A 20,698-nucleotide genomic window follows, 5' to 3' on the forward strand; every position below is an offset into this window, starting at 1 on the left:
GCCAGGATCAAACTCTCCATAAAAGAAATTTGATTAGCTCAAATTGTTTTGCTGGCATCAATTTTGATGTCCAAAATTTTGTTTCGTTCACTAACAAAGTTAGCTAATAAAAACTATATTGATTACGTTTTGCTTGTTCAGTTTTCAAGGTTCATTTTCGCTGTGTTTCAGCAGCAATAAAATTATTATATCAAAATATCAATATGTTTGTCAATAACTTTTTTCAAGTTATTTTTTCGCTGTCGAAGTGACAGGGTTATAATATAACACGGTAATATTTCATTTGTCAACACTTTCATTTAATTAATATTTCATTAATACAATAGTGTTTCACGACAGGAATAAATAATATCATGTTAATTGTATAATAGTCAATAAAAATTATAAAAAAATCTATTTTTTATTTTCCTACTATATAGTAGCTGTAGTATTTATTTTATTATGTAGGAATAACCTCTAGTTTTCTAGCTGTGCGTCTGCCATTCACACAGCCAATTCCTAAAACAGCGCCTCCATATGAGGAAGGCATATGTGTTTCTTACGATAGATTCATTTACCTTATTGTCTGCAAGTAGCTCCACTGCTTTCTTTTGTGCACGAACCATTTCTGCGATTTGTGCTGTAGTTACATCAATCGTTCTTGTGTCTGAATAAAGACCCATTTTAATTCCCCCTATTGTATTTGTTTTTTTATTTGTTAGCTAACACTCTATAAAGGGAATTTTGTCTCGATTTAACAACCATTTTTCAAAAAAAGTTTTAAAAAATATTCAGGGCAGTAGGAAGTTGTAAAAGCATACAAAAAAGAACCCTCTAAATACGAGGGTTCTTTGACAGTTATTTAAGTTGTTTCAATTAAGCCGTACTTGCCATCTTTACGTTTGTAAACAATGTTTGTGCCGTTTGATTCAGCATCAGTGAAAATGTAGAAATCATGTCCTAACATGTTCATCTGTAAAACAGCTTCTTCATGATCCATCGGTTTTAAATCAAACTGTTTAGTACGTACAATGGAATATTCATCTTCCTCTGTTGCAGTATCAGCTGCAGCTTGCGATATAGCAAAATAAAGTCCTGCACCTTCACGCTCACGGAATTTACGGTTTACTTTTGTTTTATGCTTACGAATTTGTCGCTCTAATTTATCAACAATTAAGTCGATAGCAGCATACATATCGTTATGACGTTCTTCTGCACGAAGTGTTAAGTTTTTCATTGGAATCGTAACTTCCACTTTTGTTTGCTTGTCATTATAAACCTTTAAATTTACGTTAGCATTGGCGTTAACATCTTCGTTAAAATAACGTTCAACTTTTTCGATTTTATTTTCTACATACTCTCGAATAGCTGGCGTTACCTCAATATTTTCACCACGAATGTTAAAGTTTAACATGTAAACTCCTCCTTTATGACTGCTATACTTCTTATTTCTACACAAGTGTGTGAAATTCCTCTAAAATAATTCTTTTTTCAATAAAATTTTATAAATTTATTTTTTTCTGTTTTGCTTCAGCCGTTTCTTTTTTTCGACGTAATTTCAGCTCGTCAACAATCAAATCCTCAATAGCGCCTTGATTATTAAAAAATACGCCGTATTGTTTCCCATTACCATGAGGACGGCTCCAAATCACTTCGCCATATACTCGAATTTCTATTGTATCTAGAACAAAACGCAAATCAAGAGGAGAAGGTCGTACACCTAAATCAACCTCAGTAAACATCTTTAATCCCCTCGGGCTTATATCCAATAAATCAGCCATTGCAGTTTGCGCATGATTTACTTTACCATTCTCATATATCGCAAAGGTCATATGAACCGGCTCGTCAAATTTAAAACGAAAGCCTTCTTGACGCTTAAATATCATCTTCCCCACCCCAATTCTTTTCAAACATTTAGTTAGCTTGATTATGACACGAATACATGATTTTCATCTAGAGGGAATTAGTAACATATTTTACCGTTAAATCACCTAATTTATGACTATATGTAAAGTTCCTCTTGTCGATTTTTGTATAATCATAATAACTTTATCGTTTTTTATTTGCACTAATTTGTCTAATAAACAAAAGAGACCATCATCAAGAGATGGTCTCTAATTTTTTATTAAACTTGTCCGTTATTCCCATTACCAAATTGTTGTTGTCGATTAATGCGAATAACTTCTTTCCAAGTATCCCGAAATTCCGTCACTAAGCCTTCAACCTCTTCAATGATACTAATATCATTTTGGATATTTGCTTCTACTAACCGACGATTCATATATTCATAGAGTGCTAACATATTTTTTGACACTTCAATATCCATATTAAGTGTCGCCATAAACTCACTAATAATCGCTTGAGCTTTTAGTAAGTTTGTATTTTTGTCTTGAATATTTTTTTCTTGAATCGCAAGTTTAGCTTTATTTAAGAACTTTAAGCACCCATTATAAAGCATTAATGTAAGTTCACCAGGTGAAGCAGTTGTGACACTATTTTGCTTATACGCATTTTGTGCTGTTAAATTTGCTGCCAATAAAGGACAACTCCTTTTAGATGTTACTTATTTACTATTTTAAACCATTAAACGAAGAAAAGCTAATAGAGAAATTAATTTTTCTTATCGTAATACATCCCGTCCATCACACGGACATTTCCATATGGATTAAAATATTGCACTTCACTTTTTTTCGTTTTTTGAAGGTTTGCCATATCCTGCTTTACTGCGCTCATTACAGCAGCCAATCTTTCTTTAATGCCATTATCCAATTCAAGCAAGGTACGATGAACGCGATCTTGTTCATCATAATGAAAACCTTCTTGTTTCAATCCATTGATAATGGTTCCACGCTTGTCCAACAAATTATTAATTGTATCCACGTATTCATCGCGATCTTCGCCCTTTGGGATATCACCTAATAATTTAAATAGATTCGCAGACGCCTGCAATAATTGATTTGTTAGTTGCATAAAATTCCCCTACTTTTCTACATTAAAAGCCTAATCAAGAACCTTGAGAGAATAAACTTGATTGTGAGTTGGCTTTATTTATCGCTTGCTCCATTGCCGTGAATTGCTTCCAATAACGAGCTTCAATATTTTCGAGTTTGGTCTTCCATGTGCTAATTCGACTTTCAGTATCAATAAGAGTCTTCCCAATTGCATATTGAGCATCTGTCATCGTAGAACGGCCAGCTTTTTTCTCAATATTAATTTCTAAAGTTTTCATCGATTCACGTAATTTATCTACATAACCACGTGTATCGACTGTTTTGCCATCTACAACATCCTCTTTTTTACCTTCACTATTTTTAAATAGTTTTTCAACTGAATCGGGATCTTCTTCTAATGCTTTTCTTAATTTAGTTTCATCAATTTCTAATGTACCACCGTCATTATAGTTTTTAGATGTTGTAATTCCAATACTAAATAACGTATTATATTTAGAATCAATACTTGGATTAGATTGATACACTAATGCACGCATACTAGACAATCCTTCACGGATAAGAGTATCTCCGCGAAGTAAACCACTCTTCGCCTTCTCTTCCCAAAGTTTAATCTCACTTTCAGACATCTCTTCTTTTTGCTCGCTAGTTAAAGGCGTATAATCACGATATTTTGTTTCTTTTGTTTGATCAGTAAAATCTTTTACTAAACCGTTATAAGTAGTAACAAATTCTTTAATTTTTGCCATGATATCATCAACATTTGTTGTTGATGTCATCGTCACTGCTTGTGCTTTTGGTGCATCATTTACTTTCGTATCATCTATACTACCATCAGGTTTTAAAATACCAGCTGCATCAGCATCTGCTTTTGCCGCATTTTGCGTACTAGTAGCTTCATTTAAACGTGTTTGTGCTGCTTTTTCTTCAGCATCTGCGGTTAAATATTCTTTACGTAGGATATTTTGTTCCGCTAGAGCAGAAAATTGAGACTTTTTTTCTGGAGATAAATTATTCCAAATTTCTTTTTGTTTATCCGTTAAATCTTCAACCTTTTTAGAACCATCTTGCAAACCTTTAACTAATGCATCTCCAAATTGACTATACTTTTGTTTTAAATCGTCAGCCTGCGCTTTTTCTTGATAATTTTTTAAAGTTGCCGAATCCGTTGCTATTAAATTAGTTAAATCATCTTTACTTAATGACTTTAATACATCTTTTACTTCTTGCGTAAATTCGGTATTATCGTCTATATCTTTATGAATTTTTTCAATAGAATCATTACTGTCGTATGGGAACCGTTTTAGAGCATCAATAGCATTTTGGTCAAAATCTTTTAATTTTGTTCCATACTTTGCATAATCAGCTTGAGCTTTAAAATCTGTTAATTGATCTTTATTTGAAAATAAAGCATCTAGTGTTTTGTCATCAAATTTCTTTAACTTTGCTTTGCTTTCATCACTTAAAGAGCTTCCGTCTAAATTATCTTTAATACCTTGTACTGATGACTGATTTTTGATGAAATCAATTTCATCTGTTGATAAATTTCTCCATGTATCACTTCCAAGTTTGTTATATTGAACTTGTTGTGATATTGTTAACGATTTTCCGAAAGCATCTGCATAAGCCTGTTCATGTGCAGCAGTATAACTATTAATATCACTAGCACCATAGGCATTTTGCTTCGTTGTAAGATTTGCTTGTTTATTCGCTAAATTAGTTGTAGCATTTTTAAATTCTTCCAATGCAGCCTTATATTTATCTGAAATAGTTTGAAGACCGTTAAATGTATCTTTTAATGTGACACTATAACCCGAAATCGTAAACGTGTTGGTTGTTCGTTCTGTTGCTATACCATTCACAGTGAAAATAGCATTTTTTCCTTCTGTACTTTGCACTTTGCTAGGATCAGCAAATCCTAACTTGTTGAAAATATCTACTCCACCTGTAACTTTAATTTCGTCATCGCCTTTAACGTCACCAGTGTTTTTAGCAGTAAATGAAAATCTACCATTTTCAAAAACAGCACTTATTCCTGCGTTACTACTATTCACTTTACTAACAAACTGGTTTACAGTCATATCAGAAGTAATTTGAATTTTTGTTGCTTCACTTGCTAATTGACCGTTACTTTGTATAGCTTTAAATTCAATCGTCCCTGTTGCCCCTAAATCAGACATTTTAGTTGAACCTACAGCACTTACTTGGTCACCAACTTTACGAGCTGCTGTTGCTAATTGTGAAACCCCTTCTATAGAAAGTGATCCAGAAGCACTTCCTGTTGCAGTAGCAGATACTAAGTTAGAGTTTGTACTAGCTGCTGTTTTTGAAAGGAAACTTTTTAAGACTAAATTATCAGCAATGTAAGTATCGAATGTTTTTAATTTTGTATTAACGCTACGATATGCGTCACGTTGCCACTCATACGTTTGTTTCTTTTGATATAACTTGTTTAATGGTGCTTTTTCCGCACTCATCAATTTTTTTACTAGTGCATCTATATCCATTCCGGAAGCTAATCCGCCTACTCTATTTACCATTATATTTCCTCCTAAATTTGCTTATATTTTTTCGTCTACAATCATTCCTAATAACTTTTGCATTTCATAAAATGCATCTAAAAGTTTTTTAGGCGGAATTTCTTTTACGACTTCATCTGTTTTGGTATCTACAACCTGCACAAAATAACGATCTAAACCGTCATGCAGAACAAACTTAGAAGCATTATGATTTACTTGTAAAAACTCATTTACAGTGTCTACTGCATTTTGCAGCTTTTCTTTCGATATTTCTTGGTCTTCAGCAGTTGGTAGTTCTCTTTGTACTACAGACTGCGATTTAACTTGTGTTGTCATCGGGAGTTCCTCTGAACCAACTTTTTTAGAAAGTGTTGATGAAGTTGCAGGTCCAACATCTGTAGATTGTCCTTGAGCTGCAATACGCATAAGTATGTAACCTCCTAAACATTTCTTGTTCTTATATTTAGTATCGGAAGTTTTTTGGAATGTTTCACCTTTTTGCGCTAACTACTTACTTTCAATGATACTCTTCTAAAAAACCTCTAGCTCAGATTATAATTTTCTGAACTAGAGGTTTTTAATGAATTAATAAAACAATCGTTAATAACGTTATTTAGATATCACCAGATGATCTTGTATTTCTTAAAATCTATTAATTTCAAATTAAAAGCTCTTATAATGAAACTTGTTCGCTTAAAATGCTCACAATATAGTTAATTTCATCATCAGTTAAACGAGGATGTATAGGCAATGTTAACGCTTTTTCATACCATTCCTCCGCTACTGGACATAGCCCCCGCTCATAACCTAGGTTTTGATAATACGGATGCCAATAAACAGGTATATAATGCACATGGACACCAATATTTGCAGCTCGCATAGCATCAAATACTTGTTTCCGATTTGCTTCATCTAATTGAATCATGTACAAATGCCAGCCGGATTCAGTATCTTCTAATTGTTTTGGTATTGTAATTCCAGGAACGTGTTTCAAGGCTTCATTGTACTTTGCAGCAATTTCTTGTCTCCGCTTAATAAAGTGATCAAGCTTTTTCATTTGTGAAACACCGAGGGCTGCCTGTAAATCTGTCATCCGATAATTATAGCCTAATTCTGTCATTTCATAATACCAGTCACCTTGCTCTTTAGCATAAACTGTTGGCTCAATTCCATGGCTCCGGAACTTTAATAATTTTTTATAATAACATTCGTTATTTGTAACTATTACGCCACCTTCTGCTGTTGTTACAGGCTTTACAGGGTGAAAACTAAACATTGTCATATCTGCCTGTGTTCCAATCTTACGCCCTTTATAGCTAGAACCAAAAGAATGTGCACCATCTTCAATGACAACGAGTTTATGTTCATTGGCAATTTCCATAATTGCATCTATATCGACAGGTTGGCCAGTAAAATCCACAGGAATAATTGCCTTTGTTTTTGATGTAATCTTTGAACGGATTTGTTCAGGATTTATATTATACTTACGTTCATCAATATCCGCAAAAACGACTGTGCCACCAACATAACGCACACTGTTTGCACTTGCCGCAAAAGTAATAGGAGAAGTAATTACTTCATCGCCTTCACCAATTCCCGCTGCGTGACAAGCGCCATGTAAAGCAGCTGTCCCATTGCAAAATGCTACTGCATATTTTGATCCAACATAATCTGCCACAGCTTGCTCAAACTGTGCAATTTTCGGTCCTTGTGTTAAGTTAGGCGAACGTAATGTTTCTATAACGGCTTGAATATCATCCTCATCTATACTTTGACTGCCATATGAAATAAATCGAGGTGAATCACTCATAGTAATAACTCCCAACTTAATGGTGTTCCTTTTATTACGTCCTGCTTAATTGCTTTACCAATGACTAAATCATAGTACTTTGTTGGCAAACCAAGTCCTGGTCGAACGTTGCGAACATTTTGTTCAGTTAAAATATCACCAGCTTTTAAATCTTCTCCAATATATAAAGAACGACGGAATTTTGCTGATTCCTTTTCAGCATTTGTTGGTCCATAGCTCACATTCCCTAAACTTTGCCATGCACGCTCTGTTTCTTCGACTAACATTTTTAATTCATGTGGTTCCATAGAAAAGGCAGAATCAACCCCACCTTCAGCACGAGATGTTGTAAAATGCTTTTCAATTACCGTTGCTCCTAGTGCAACCGCGGTAACCGATACACCAACCCCCATAGTATGATCTGATAACCCTATTTCTGTATTAAACATTTCTCTCAAATGCGGTATTGTTATTAAGTTCGAATTGGCAGGTGTAGCAGGATATGTACTAGTGCACTTCAGTAATATGATTTGATCGTTGCTTTCTTCATGAGCAGCACGAACAGCCTCATCAAGTTCAGCAGCTGTTGCCATACCTGTTGAAATAATCATCGGTTTTCCAGTTCGCGCCACCTTCCTAATTAATGGAATATCCACATTTTCAAATGAGGCTATTTTATAAGCTGGTACATTCAATGTTTCCAGAAAATCTACTGCTGTCTCATCAAACGGTGAACTAAAAGCAAGGAGACCAAGTTCTTGTGCTTTTGCAAAAATCTCCTTATGCCATTCCCAAGGTGTATAGGCCTCTTTATATAAATTATACAAAGAATTACCTTTCCAAATATTCTCATCATCTTTTATAAAAAAATCATCTGTATGGACGTCTAATGTAATCGTATCTGGTGTATATGTTTGTAATTTCAGCGCGTCTACACCTGCCTCTGCGGCTAGCTCTACTAAATGTAAGGCTCTTTCTAATGATTGATTATGGTTACCTGACATTTCAGCAATAATAAACGGCTTTGTATGACGACCAATTTCTCTATTTCCTATTTTAATCATTTTATCAACTCCAATATTTTATAAACCCACGAATTTGGAAGTTTATTTTGTGTTATTTTTAATCCACTTACACTTAGACCTTCAATTTTTAGTTTGCCCAGTAATTTTTTATAAGTATTTACTGTCACATGTTCATGCCAACCTAGATTAACAATTGCACCTTGATCTTCTGCATATTTGGTAGTTAAAATTTGATTTTCGGCTACAATTGTACTCGATGAGGGCAGTCCAACATAACAACGTTCCCACGTTGTACTTCCACCAGCACCAATAGCAAAATCAGCTTGTTGCATTAACTCTGCCATATAATTAATTTGACAATGATAGTAATACCCTCGCTCTTCACAAACCTCGCGAATTTGTTCCTTGAAAACATTACCATTTCCAACAACTACATCAACATGTTTAAACTGAAAATCCTCAAGTGCTTCCAATATTTTCATTGTCTCATTGGTTGGGTCCGAACCGCCCATAAAAACGAGTAAATTTTCAATTTTCTCTTGTCTCTTGCGTAATAGTCTTCTTGCATCAATAAATTCATCACGCATAATTAAATATTTTGGGCCTAATAGTTTTACACATGTATCAGACACTAAACCATCATAACGCGATTCAAAATATGGCAATGCATTTTGATCTAGAAGTAACTCACAATCATGCTTACGGTTTGCTAAATCATCAATTACTGCGATTTTTTTTGTAAATACACGTATTTCGGACTCCCATTCTTTGTCAATCCCATAATGATCAATGATATATAGGTCTGCTTGCTCAGCTTCAAAAATATTTCTGAAGCCTTCACTGTTTACGTAATCTATTAGATTGCCAGGTAAATCTTGCATCCAAAAGATTACTTCACATTCATTCAGCCGCAAATTTTTTGCAACTGTTAAACAACGCATAACATGACCACTACCGATTTCAATAGATGCATCTGTACGAATAATGACTTTCATTAAATCACCGGCTTTTGCTCGATATGAGCATTTAGTTTTGCTACATCAGGATTATCTTTTAAAAATTGAATGACGTTAGCACTTGAAATTAAAGGGTTATCGAAATGCTTCGCTACCTCATAAATAAGTTTATAGTCTTCTTCTGTATCAAGCGTAATCCTTAGTTCTGGCGCAATTCGATTTGCTGGTACTTTATATATGACTGATTTAAACTCTTCAGCAAATTCGTAGGCATAATAAGTAACGTGCTCACGATGCCGAGACTCTAGTCCTGCTTTATGAATATATAAAAGTGCTTTATATGAAATAAGTTCTACCGCTAAACCACGAGGTAATTGCCCGTCAATCAACACAATATCTTTTCGTTCTTTTAGCATTAACTCTACAATTTCACTGGCCATTTCATAGTCAACAAATGGGCAATCAGACGTTACTCGCATCACATAGTCAGGTTTGTATTGTTTTGCACATTGAACATAGCGATCTAATACATCTTCTTCAGAACCTCTGAAATATGCAACTTGATGCTTCTCACACCAGTTTGCAATAGCATCATCTTGTTTTAATGTACTTGTCGCAACAATAACCTCGTTAACACCTTTGATCGCACGACAGCGCTCGATATCGTACTTTAAAACATCTATATCTCCAAGTGGTTTTAAAATTTTCCCTGGCAAACGAGAGGAGCCCATTCTTGCTTGGATAATTACAATAAATTTCATAATTCTACCTCTGCTATATATTTATTGAATTTTACACCAACTACTTGCCAACGCTGTTTCGTCATTTCAAACATATAAACATCATGCCAAACTCCATTTTTTAAAATATGATGTTCTAATATACCAACTTCTCGAGCACCTTGTTTAATATGCAATTTTTGTACAGCTTTATTTATATCTAATACTTCGCCGTTAAGCTTTAAAAGTCCTAACTTAGTAAATGCAAAATTATATACATAAGCACCTATAAAGCCCGCTAACATTGTAAATTTTTTATTACCAATATAAAAATTCCATGTCCCACGCTTATGCATCCAATTAATATCTGTAATAGAAATAAAACCTATTAATTCATTTCGATATTCCATTAACCAATAATAACCATTTTTATCATCCCTAATTTTGCTAAACCACTTGTTTTGATTTTCTATGTTGTATTCAATATCTGTGTACATAAAACGGGTTACTTCTTCACTTGTACGCCAATCTAAAATTTGCTTTAAATGTTTTTCCTCTATTTGAAGCCAATTCATTTATTTAATCACTACTTCCCTGGTAAACGATGTTAAGAAACTTTGTCCATCCCAAACACCATCAAAATCTAGCGCTTGGCCAATTGGTACAATCCGATCTACCCCTCTTGTTGAAATTGTATCTACCAATTCTACTAACTCGGATTTCCCAAAACCAAAATATACAATTGTTTGATCTTTATCGATTATTGTTTGTTCTAAGTCTACTAAGTTTTCAACTTCATACTCAAAAAACAAGCCCCCACCGCAATGCTGTTCACGTACATTCGCTGGTACATCATTTAGCTTTATACGTGAAAAGTAAGTTATAGGTGCTACTTTTTCTACATAACTTTCAGCAGCTAATTGTAAACTAGTCGAATACTTTAATACTTGCGTTGCTGCTAGTAACTCATGTTGCTTTATCTGGATTTTACGTTCAAATGCCGTCCAGAAAGATTCTGTTTTCTCGCCTATCCATACGACAAGTCTTGGGGATGAACATGCCATTTGATCAAACCAAAACACATCGTTATAAAATTGCTCAAGTAATGCATCTAGTGCCTCATTATCTAACAGTTTAACTTTTTCAGAATTCAATATGGCTAATGAAAATCTGTCTGGAAATGCTAATTCATTTGCAATTGGTGCAAGCGGAATATTGCGAATAGCTTTTATCGTTTCATCGCCGCCCCAAATAACACGTGTATGACATGCTAGACTAAACACTTCCGTTGCTTTCTCATCATGTCCATATGTACAAATTATGATTTGCTCTGCTACCGTTTTAAAATTCGGTAACTCTTCTAAAATCACTTGTAATAACTCATTTATTTCCGTTTTACTTGAGATTCGAATGATATTGCGATTCCCTGCAAGGAGGGACAGCATCCATGAATAAACGAAAATAGTATCAACATTTGAAGGAGCGATATGAAAAGCTGTGCCACGTCCACGAACTACTTTCCCCTCAGTAGCCTTTTCAAACTCTGCTTGCATTTGCTTAATATTTGATTTACGGAGCCAGTAACCTAATGCTACAACTTCGGGCATAAAACGCATCCGCACGAAACGCTTCGATAGACTTTGTGTAAAAGCAATGATTTCCTCAGCAAAAGGTTTACTCAGTTTTTGACTATTCAAGTTACATAGTGCATCATCAAAATTTACATTTTTCGGCCAAAATATTTTCACAAACGCACACCTCCTTGAAAAGTATCGCTACAACCGCGTAATTCTGCCTTCGGAATACGCCCAACTACACTAAAATACTTACCTTTCCATCCACATTGACAATCATCAATACCAAGAATTGTGCCTAAATCCTCTGTCAATAAAGAATGACCTGGATAGCTTTTCGGTAGTTCACTCACTACCTGAATTAACCCTTGTTGCCCTACAGGTAAAACATCGAACGTAAGTGGATGACGAATTATCACATCCGCGTAGCTCGGAGCATGTAAATGTCCTTCACTACACTCGACAAAAATTGAACCGACCTGTTCAACCATGCCATAATAGTTATGTACTTCTTGAATGCCAAGTTGCTCACTAAGAAGATGATTAAACGTTAAAGCATCAACTGCCTCGTCCTTAAGCTTTTTCCATCCACCACCGTGAATCAGTACACTATTATTAAAATTAATATTTAACCTTTTATCTTTTATTTCTTTATAAACGTACTGCCAAATCATAAATGTAAATCCAAATAGTAATATTCGCTGACCCTCGTATTCTTTTAAATACGCTTTTAAACCTTCAACATCCAATGACATATCATCATTTAAAGCATAAAAATGTTTGCGACCAAAATTTGAGAATCCTAAAATTCCCGCTCCACGCGCACTAAATGATTTACGATCCTTTAGTACGGATTTCGTATCTAACAAAATCATTGGCAAACGCTTATTACCTAAAATAGGTTTCATCACTTCTACAAGTGCTTTCGTTTGTGCAATCGACGTTTCTTTATCGAGATAGATTTTAGATACTTGCTGTCCTGTTGTGCCACTGGACGTTAACACCTTTACAACATTTTCTTGCGAAACCGATTTTAGTTTCATTAGTTTAAATAACTGCACAGGTAAAAAAGGTACTTCTTCTAAACAACTTGCTTCTAATAATGCGTTGCTTTTTTCAAGCATTGATTTATATTCATGGCAGTTTTCGATGTGCCATCTAGTTAGTTCATTTAATTTAACCAAAAGCTCACTTTCTTTCTCTGCCCGTACTAAATGATAAGGGACCGTCATAAACAGCTCTCCTTTAGCTTCATATAATCGGTTTTGCCACTTGCAAAACGTGGTATTTCATCAATCACTTTGATTTTAAATGCAGTTTTATGAAGCTTATATAATCGTTCAAGCGCTTCTTTTACTTGCTCAACGCAATCAACTTGTTCAATAGCTACAATTAATTTATCGTCAGAACCAGTGCAAGCTAAAGGTATTTGTAGCTCTTCTTCAAGTTTCTTTTCTACATCATCTAGATTAATGCGCAAACCAAATAACTTAATAAAACGCTTAATACGACCTGTAATTGTAAAGTATCCATCTTTATCAACGATTGCTGTATCGCCAGTATAAAGTACCCCATTTAGTTCATAGCCATTTGCTAAGTCTGCTAAATTCTCAGCGTACCCCATCATGACATTAGCACCTTTATAAATTAACTCCTCTGTTTCTGCATCAATAGAAAGTTTACCACCAGGAATAGCGATTCCAATGGTGCTAGACTTCTCTAATACTTTCTCATAAGGTATATAAGAAATACGCGGTGCTGCTTCAGTTTGACCATACATTATGTAAAATCTCTTATTTTGTTCTTTTGCATACTCTGCAAAATGTTTTACAAGCTTTTCATTTAACCGTCCGCCAGCTTGTGTCATTGTCTTTAAATAAGGTAACTCCATTTTTGTAAAGCCGATACGTTGTAACATTTGATATGTAAATGGAACACCTGCAATTGAAGTTGCCTTATGTTTTTTTACAAATTCCCAAAAAGACTTCTCCAATACACTTTCATCGGTCAATAAAATTGAAGCACCTGCTAAAAGATGACTATTTACTATCGACATGCCATAGGAATAGGAAAGGGGTAAGTTCATAATCGCTCGTTCATTTTTATTAATTTGTAGATAATCTATAATAGATTCTGCATTTACTCTGAGATTATCATATGAAAGTCGGACAAATTTTTGACTACCTGTCGTTCCAGAAGTGCTTAGCAATATTGCTAAATCAGGATGAATAAAACTTGTAAAATCTCTCTTTCTTACTAATCGATTACTGTTGGCTTCATAATCTTTATAAGCATTTAATCCTACAATCCATTTTGGGTAATAAGCATCTATGATTTTCGCCAGTAATAGCCAGTAATTCTCGGTTGATATCAGAAGAAACTAACATTACTGCATGCTTACTATTCATAGCAGATATATAAGTAAATAAAATTTCGATTGTATTTTGACACAAAATTAATATTAACTCTTTTTTTTCACTTTTAAATTCAACTATTGGAATTTCATTATATATATAAGCTTCATTATTAGAAGTAATTGCAACAATATTTTCAACCTCTATATTAAAAAAACTCATACTATTTCTCCTTTCATAGAAAAAAGGTGTGATAATTACTACCACACCAGCTACCTTTAAAATTTCACTTCATATTTCCCTAAAATATTCTTAGCCTTAGCAAAGGTACTCATCTCTAAAACATCATCTGTATCAAGCATCGTATCAAATTGATCGTCAATTTCAGAGATTAACGCCATGTGGGCAATAGAGTCCCATTCCGGAATACTATTGTATGTTAAATCGTTAATTACTTGTTTTTCTTCAATCCCTAATACTTCAGCGAAAATATTTCGCAGTTTTTCTTCGTTATTCATAGTATCCCTCCTTAATCTATTCATTTAATAAATTATTATAACTTTAATCAAACATAAATTAATTGAATAATATATATATTCAATTATAATCCCTATACTCCCCTAGCTAAATCACCATTCCACCATCTACACCTATTACTTGACCTGTTATATATGATGAAAGACTTGAAGTTAAAAATAAAATAGTATTTGCAACTTCATCTGGCTTCCCTATACGCCCCATTTTAATTTGTGAAACTCGCTCTTCAAATTTTTCAAGTGTCAGTTGACTCGTTAAATCAGTTTCGATAAATCCTGGTGCTACAGCGTTAACTCGAATATTGTAAGGGGCTAGTTCCTTCGCTGCAGAATATGTTGCACCGATAACAGCTGCCTTACTCGCAGCATAAACAGTTTGTCCAGTATTTCCAACACGACCAATAATGGAGCTTACATTCACAATAGAACCAGATTTTTGTTTCATCATTAAACGTGATGCATACTGAATGTGAAAAATAACCGCTTCGGTATTTACAGCTAATGTATTCGAAACTCGTTTCCTGTCAATCATTCCTAGCAATGCGTCATCTAAAATTCCAGCATTATTTACAACGGCGTCTAACTTATTTATATTTTTTTTAATCCATAAAAATGCCCTTTTTATTTCATCTACATTACAAACATCATAACTTAAAATATGTACATTTACGCCATATAAAGATTCTATCTCTTCTTTTATTTGAGATAGCCGTTGTTCATCACGACCATTTAAAATAAGCGTAGCTCCTTGTTTTGCTGCTTGTAAAGCCGTTGCATAGCCTATACCCCTGGTCGCACCAGTAATGAAAATTGTTTTACCTATTAACATACTTTATACTCCTAATTTTTTTTTGTGAAATCGTAAATAGCCAATGTTTGAGCGATAGCTTCTGTTTCTTTAAAAGACAATGAATTATCATAAAAAGTAGTATTTTTTTTCGGGACTTTCCAATCACCATATGTATATTCTAAATAACCAATATAATTTTTAGGTGCTTTCATTTTTACATTATTAAATATAATTTCATCAAAACCTTTAAAAAACTTTTTCGGTGTAATATTAACTTCTTGAACATACATATCTTCATCATCTAGGCTATTATTTAGACATGCGAAACTAATTTGAAAATAGTATTCATCTTGCCAATAACAATGAATGGAGATATCAAATACCTTGGATTTAGAAAGCATTCGTTTATAAATTTTTAAATCAAAGTCATTTGATAGCAACTCAATATTATCAATTAACTTTTTTAATATGATGTCTACTTCATCCGAAAAAATAGAAAAATCTATATCATCATCCCAAGATAACAACTGATCTTCCCTAATAATTCCAAGTAGTGTACCAAAGGACACATAACATGATTGTTCTTTTAAAATATTCGATATATCACATAATAAATCGGTAGCCTTATTTCTCATTTCAGGTACTTCAAAAGGCCTTTTATCTATTTTCAGCATATTTTTCGGTGGGAATTTCACTTTATCTTGTGGCACATACAATTCTTTTAATTGTTGTAAAATCGATTCTATATACATACTGGTTACCACAATGTAATCAAACTTTTCACCATAATCTTTCAAAACGTTTGGAGAAAATACTTTATATCCTAATATCTCTGTACCCTGTTTTTTTACATCATTATCTATAAAACCTAATACCTCAATATTTTCTTTTGACTGTGTTAAATAATTTTGACCACCCATACTTGCTCCGAAAATAAAAACTTTATCATTAGGCATTCTTTCATCTACTTTCTAATTGAATAAGTATATTATCATATAATTCAGTGGAATTGATTATTGAATTTTGGGCACGAACATTAGTGTTTAACTCACTAAAAATGTTATCAAAGTCTTGTTTAGTTAAACCATAATCTGTTATTAATAAATCTTGTTTCAATTGTTTAAATAACTTAACAATTCGTTGCTTTAGTTGTTCTGTAATAAATGGATGCTTATTATTTAAATCTTGCTTCAAATAGGTATCGATAATAATTGGTAACGTTATACTCGTTGCAATTCCATGAGGTATATCTTTATTTAATGTCATATAGTATGACATTGCATGTGCTATTGAAGTTTGCGTGTTAGAAAACGCAACACCTGCATAATAAGATGCTAGTAACATTCTTTCTCTTAATTCAATGTTAGCTAAATCTTCAACTAAATTTGGTAGCACCTCTAATACCATACATGCCGATTTCACAGCATATATTGATGAAACTTTATTATTATTACGATTCCAAATGCTTTCTAAACTATGTGATAATGCATCTAAACCTGTTTGTAGAGTAATGTTTCTTGGTACAGTTAAATGAAGTTCTGGATCTAAAATAGCTGCTTCACAATATAACCTATTATCAGAAATAGAATATTTCTTCTTTTTAACATCCTCCCAAACTGTTCCCCACATTGTAACCTCTGAGCCTGTACCTGCAGTTGTTGGAATTGCAATAATCGGCTTCACTAGAACTCGAGATGATAGTCCATTTGTCAACAAATCTAATAAATCTAACTGAGCTTCACTTTTATAAGGAGCAATTGCTTTTGCTGCATCAATTACACTGCCCCCTCCTAAAGCAACAATAATTTCAAATTCTTCATATTGTATATTTTTTCGAATCTCTTCTAATTGATTAAGTGTAGGATTAGGTTGAATAGTATCTATAATATTAACAATTTCAGTATTATTATTTACTATTTGATTAACTAAGCCCCTTGTAACAAATCCTTTTGATGTAACTAATAATGCTTTTCTACCATTTATAAATCTTGGTAAAAAATCTATTGAACCTCTTCCGAATTCAACTTTAACTGGGTTATTATATTTACTCATCGGCGAATAATTCCTTAGCTTTTTCATAATCTTCTATAAAATCAATTTCCATCCACGGTTCATTATTAATCGAATGACATTTAATCATAAAACCATTATTTGCCATTTCAGTAAAAGCAAATGTATCATAAACATTTAACTTTTCTTCAACTAAAATAGCTTCAATGTAGTCAAAAACTGATTCAGGTCGATGTATTGCAGCCAACCCTATCCACTCACCAGCACTATCTGTTAATGGAATATCTTTATTTGATTCGATTAAATTAAATTCCTCATCAATTCGTACCTTCATAGCCTCTTCATCAGTTTCTTTAAAATCAACTGCTAAATCTATAATGTTATTCCCATTGCTTTGAGATATAAATTGTTTAAATAATTTTTCACTGAATACTACATCTCCATGCAGATATAAAAATGGATTATTCTCGACTATATGCTTTACTGCATATAAAGAGCCCATATTGTTACAATATTTGTAAAACGGATTGTAAATTGTACTAACTGAAGGACCCACTATTTTTTCAATCATTTCTTTCAAATATCCGGTTACAATTATAATCTGTTCAAATCCATTTTCCTTTAATAATCTTATATTTCGCTCTAGAATACGTTCTTTTCCTAATGGCAATAAACTTTTAGGCGTATTAATAGTTAATGGATATAACCGACTGGATAAACCAGCAGCTACAATAACTACTGTTTTCATATTAATTCTCCTTTAAGTATGTCATAAATCTGTTTTTAACTTCTACAGGAGAAATAGTTGGTCGCCCTAAATTTTCCTTAATACCTTTTGTCGTTTTGAAATAACCAAATGTTAATTTCATATTACGATTCCAACCATGAATCGAGTCATTTAAATCTTTTAAAGAATTTAATTGATCAACCTGATCGTAGTTTGCTCCTTCAGCTATCTTCACAAAGTCTACAATTGAAGAAACTGTCTTTTGTCCGCCTGTTGACTCGTGTAGACCATTATCTAAAAGTAAATGATATAAATTTTTAGGAGCATAGCTACCATTTGTCGTCAATGAACCCATACGCATTAATAAAGACCCATCTCCATCAATTACGATTATTTTTATATCAGGCTTCGCTAAAGCTAAACCTAGTCCAACTGAACTAATACATCCCATAGATCCAACCATATAAAATTGATTTTCTAAATCTCCTATTTCAAATAGCTCTCTCCCAGTTACACCTGTTGTAGCAAGTAAAACTGTTTTTTTATCAATGATGTTATGTAATTCAGTCAGTACTTCTAGGCGTTTTGTTTCAACTTTTTCACGTACGCTCAATTTTATATTCTTTTCTTTTGATGCAACATTTTGTTGTTTTCCTAATTGCATTGCATCAAAAGTACCGTTTCTAACAATAAAGAAGAAAGATTGTCCATTTTCAATAATTTCATTAGCTCTAACTAATTGTGCAATTGCCTCATCTTCATTAAATGATAATACTTCGTTTTTTATTTGCATTATATCTAACATTTTATCTGTTATTGTTCCCATTAATTCATGTTGAGGCTCATCATTAACACCAGACTCACCACGCAAACTCACAAACCCTAGTACAGGGATTTCAAATGTATAATTTAAAGAAGTTAATGGAGATACAGCATTAGTTAAACCAGAGTTTTGACATAAAAATACACTTTTTCGTCCTCCTAAAGTAACCCCAGCAGCAATGGCTACAGCATCTCCTTCATTAGCGGCCATAACAAATTGATCTTTATTAATTGCATAATTAATCATCGGCTTTAAAAATGAACATGGAACTCCACAAAAAAAATCAAAGCCTAATTCTTCTAATTTTTCACCATAACTATCCATTGACAACATCTACATTTCACCTGCTTTTTTTAATTCAATAATATCATCAATGTCTATCCATGAACTACGAATATACTTTACTTTTACTTCTTGCGATTTTGCAATATCACTTAACACTTCACTTAGGCGAAGTGTTTCAATTTCACGATTTTGCGCTAGTTTAGATATTGTTGTTTTTAACATTTCTAATCCTGTTTCAGAAAATTTACACAACCCAATAAATTCACCATGGATTCCATCACTAGCCAGTTCACTTGACATTTCTTTTAAAATAACTTCCTGATTAAACTTTTTCTTATTATATTCTTCAGAGGTAACAACATAATCTTGATAACCTTTATTTTTATATTCCGCATCAGCATCGACAACAATAGTAATATCTGATTCTGAAGTTAATAGCTCATTTAAAACATACGACTTGAAAAGAATATCCCCATAGGATATCAATACATTACCTTTTAACTCCTTTAGAGCTAAATTTAAAGAATAAATTTCTTTTGTTTTAGCATGATTTTCATTATCTACGAATTGTATATTAGATTGATTAAAGTAATCCTTACCAAAACCTCTTACTACAGTAATATCTTTTATACCTGTATCGTTAAATAATTCAATTAAATGATTTAATATAGGCTTATTATTTACTGGAAGAAGAGCCTTTGGTAATTCTTCCGTTAATTCATTAAATCCCTCACCTTTAGCTGCAGCTAAAATGACCGCTTTTAGATTTTGACCATAAGTTGGTAAATATCTTTTCTCAGCATCTTTTAATTCATCTGCACCTTGAAGTTCAAATATATGACTGACAGTTGCTATATTTCCTTCTACATTCATTAAACTTTGGTCTTCAAAGATTTGTTTCGTTGTATGTTCCATTGCTGTAATTGCGGAACGAACATTATGATTAGCCCAAATAACTGTACTTACCCCCCACTCATTGAAATGTTCAGTTGGTGTTGAATAATATTTAGTAGGTACAATTATGATAGGATGACGGTTGTCCCATGCCTCCATAAATGCTTGAATTTCTGAAGCATTTGCTTTTTTGCTATGCATTAAAATAGCATCTGCACCAGCTTGACGATATGCCTCTGCACGTCTTAATGCCTCTTCTAATCCCCATCCAGCGATAAATGCCTCTACTCGTGCAACAATAACAAAGTCTGGATCTGTAGCCGCGTCTTTAGCCGCTTTAATTTTCCCACAAAATTCATCTATATCAGCTAAAGGTTGTGTTTCACCATTAATAAATGAATTAGTTTTTGGAAATAACTTATCCTCAATACATACACCAGCAATGCCTCGTTGTTCTAATTTCCGTACTAATCGGCGCATATTATTAAAGTTTCCATATCCAGTATCTCCATCTAGTAAAATAGGAATAGTTGTTGCATCACTCATAAATTCAATTACTTCTAATACTTGTGTCCATGAAGCTTCATTGTTATCTCGTACCCCAAGTGTAGCTGAAATCGATAAACCACTCGCCCAGATTCCTTTAAAACCTGCATTTTCTACTATTTTTGCAGATAACCCACTGTGAGCTTCCATTAAAAATTCTAATTGATTTGAATGTAACATGTTTTTTAACTGTGTAGTCTTTTTCACAATGATTCCTCTTATCT

23 protein-coding genes are annotated in these 20,698 nt (G+C 33.3%); all 23 read right to left on the reverse strand.

Annotated features, from left to right (window positions below; genetic code table 11):
- Positions 1-464: 464 nt before the first annotated feature.
- Complete coding sequence (locus ACIP9C_RS20795; protein ID WP_401014048.1) at positions 465-662, reverse strand: hypothetical protein; 198 nt, start codon at positions 660-662, stop codon at positions 465-467.
- Between the two features lie 179 nt (positions 663-841).
- Entirely contained in the window at positions 842-1,393 is a 552-nt protein-coding gene (gene hpf, locus ACIP9C_RS20800) for a ribosome hibernation-promoting factor, HPF/YfiA family (RefSeq protein ID WP_401014051.1), read from the reverse strand.
- Positions 1,394-1,481: 88 nt separating this feature from the next.
- Complete coding sequence (locus tag ACIP9C_RS20805; RefSeq protein WP_401014054.1) at positions 1,482-1,865, reverse strand: PilZ domain-containing protein; 384 nt, start codon at positions 1,863-1,865, stop codon at positions 1,482-1,484.
- Between the two features lie 239 nt (positions 1,866-2,104).
- A complete protein-coding gene (gene fliS / locus ACIP9C_RS20810; RefSeq protein ID WP_401014057.1) occupies positions 2,105-2,515 on the reverse strand; it encodes a flagellar export chaperone FliS in 411 nt (136 codons plus the stop codon).
- Positions 2,516-2,589: 74 nt separating this feature from the next.
- Entirely contained in the window at positions 2,590-2,949 is a 360-nt protein-coding gene (gene fliT / locus ACIP9C_RS20815) for a flagellar protein FliT (RefSeq protein WP_401014059.1), read from the reverse strand.
- A gap of 34 nt (positions 2,950-2,983) precedes the next feature.
- Positions 2,984-5,467 carry a flagellar filament capping protein FliD gene (fliD, locus tag ACIP9C_RS20820; RefSeq protein WP_401014062.1) on the reverse strand — a complete coding sequence of 828 codons (2,484 nt, stop codon included), beginning with the start codon at positions 5,465-5,467 and terminating at the stop codon, positions 2,984-2,986.
- Between the two features lie 21 nt (positions 5,468-5,488).
- Complete coding sequence (flaG, locus tag ACIP9C_RS20825; RefSeq protein ID WP_401014065.1) at positions 5,489-5,872, reverse strand: flagellar protein FlaG; 384 nt, start codon at positions 5,870-5,872, stop codon at positions 5,489-5,491.
- Positions 5,873-6,119: 247 nt separating this feature from the next.
- A complete protein-coding gene (gene pseC, locus ACIP9C_RS20830; RefSeq protein ID WP_401014068.1) occupies positions 6,120-7,256 on the reverse strand; it encodes a UDP-4-amino-4,6-dideoxy-N-acetyl-beta-L-altrosamine transaminase in 1,137 nt (378 codons plus the stop codon).
- The gene (pseI, locus tag ACIP9C_RS20835) at positions 7,253-8,299 is read right to left on the reverse strand and encodes a pseudaminic acid synthase (RefSeq protein ID WP_401014071.1); all 1,047 of its coding nucleotides are present in this window, start codon (positions 8,297-8,299) and stop codon (positions 7,253-7,255) included. The genes pseC and pseI overlap by 4 nt, the downstream gene beginning before the upstream one ends.
- Positions 8,296-9,255: a UDP-2,4-diacetamido-2,4,6-trideoxy-beta-L-altropyranose hydrolase gene (gene pseG / locus ACIP9C_RS20840; RefSeq protein WP_401014074.1), complete on the reverse strand. Its 960-nt coding sequence runs from the start codon at positions 9,253-9,255 to the stop codon at positions 8,296-8,298. Before pseG ends, pseI begins: the two co-directional genes overlap by 4 nt.
- On the reverse strand, positions 9,255-9,977 hold the full coding sequence (locus ACIP9C_RS20845) for a cytidylyltransferase domain-containing protein (RefSeq protein WP_401014077.1): 723 nt from the start codon (positions 9,975-9,977) through the stop codon (positions 9,255-9,257). Before ACIP9C_RS20845 ends, pseG begins: the two co-directional genes overlap by 1 nt.
- Entirely contained in the window at positions 9,974-10,510 is a 537-nt protein-coding gene (gene pseH / locus ACIP9C_RS20850) for a UDP-4-amino-4,6-dideoxy-N-acetyl-beta-L-altrosamine N-acetyltransferase (RefSeq protein WP_401014080.1), read from the reverse strand. The genes ACIP9C_RS20845 and pseH overlap by 4 nt, the downstream gene beginning before the upstream one ends.
- Positions 10,511-11,683, reverse strand: a complete 1,173-nt coding sequence (locus tag ACIP9C_RS20855) for an acyl-CoA reductase (RefSeq protein ID WP_401014082.1) — start codon at positions 11,681-11,683, stop codon at positions 10,511-10,513.
- Positions 11,680-12,741, reverse strand: coding sequence for a LuxE/PaaK family acyltransferase (locus tag ACIP9C_RS20860; RefSeq protein WP_401014085.1), 1,062 nt, complete (start codon positions 12,739-12,741; stop codon positions 11,680-11,682). The genes ACIP9C_RS20855 and ACIP9C_RS20860 overlap by 4 nt, the downstream gene beginning before the upstream one ends.
- On the reverse strand, positions 12,738-13,718 hold the full coding sequence (locus tag ACIP9C_RS20865; RefSeq protein WP_401014088.1) for an AMP-binding protein: 981 nt from the start codon (positions 13,716-13,718) through the stop codon (positions 12,738-12,740). Before ACIP9C_RS20865 ends, ACIP9C_RS20860 begins: the two co-directional genes overlap by 4 nt.
- 76 nt (positions 13,719-13,794) lie before the next feature.
- Positions 13,795-14,085: a hypothetical protein gene (locus tag ACIP9C_RS20870; protein ID WP_401014091.1), complete on the reverse strand. Its 291-nt coding sequence runs from the start codon at positions 14,083-14,085 to the stop codon at positions 13,795-13,797.
- Between the two features lie 56 nt (positions 14,086-14,141).
- Complete coding sequence (locus ACIP9C_RS20875; protein WP_401014094.1) at positions 14,142-14,381, reverse strand: acyl carrier protein; 240 nt, start codon at positions 14,379-14,381, stop codon at positions 14,142-14,144.
- 106 nt (positions 14,382-14,487) lie between these two features.
- Entirely contained in the window at positions 14,488-15,228 is a 741-nt protein-coding gene (locus tag ACIP9C_RS20880; protein WP_401014097.1) for an SDR family NAD(P)-dependent oxidoreductase, read from the reverse strand.
- A gap of 11 nt (positions 15,229-15,239) precedes the next feature.
- On the reverse strand, positions 15,240-16,145 hold the full coding sequence (locus ACIP9C_RS20885; protein WP_401014100.1) for a LicD family protein: 906 nt from the start codon (positions 16,143-16,145) through the stop codon (positions 15,240-15,242).
- Positions 16,146-16,149: 4 nt separating this feature from the next.
- Positions 16,150-17,241, reverse strand: a complete 1,092-nt coding sequence (locus tag ACIP9C_RS20890) for a phosphonoacetaldehyde reductase (protein WP_401014103.1) — start codon at positions 17,239-17,241, stop codon at positions 16,150-16,152.
- Positions 17,234-17,947 carry a phosphocholine cytidylyltransferase family protein gene (locus ACIP9C_RS20895; RefSeq protein WP_401014106.1) on the reverse strand — a complete coding sequence of 238 codons (714 nt, stop codon included), beginning with the start codon at positions 17,945-17,947 and terminating at the stop codon, positions 17,234-17,236. Before ACIP9C_RS20895 ends, ACIP9C_RS20890 begins: the two co-directional genes overlap by 8 nt.
- 1 nt (position 17,948) lies before the next feature.
- Positions 17,949-19,082: a phosphonopyruvate decarboxylase gene (gene aepY, locus ACIP9C_RS20900; protein ID WP_401014110.1), complete on the reverse strand. Its 1,134-nt coding sequence runs from the start codon at positions 19,080-19,082 to the stop codon at positions 17,949-17,951.
- Positions 19,083-20,681 carry a phosphoenolpyruvate mutase gene (aepX, locus tag ACIP9C_RS20905; RefSeq protein ID WP_401014112.1) on the reverse strand — a complete coding sequence of 533 codons (1,599 nt, stop codon included), beginning with the start codon at positions 20,679-20,681 and terminating at the stop codon, positions 19,083-19,085.
- Positions 20,682-20,698 lie beyond the last annotated feature (17 nt).

The sequence above is a fragment of the Lysinibacillus sp. NPDC093210 genome, assembly GCF_044753985.1.
GTDB lineage: Bacteria > Bacillota > Bacilli > Bacillales_A > Planococcaceae > Lysinibacillus.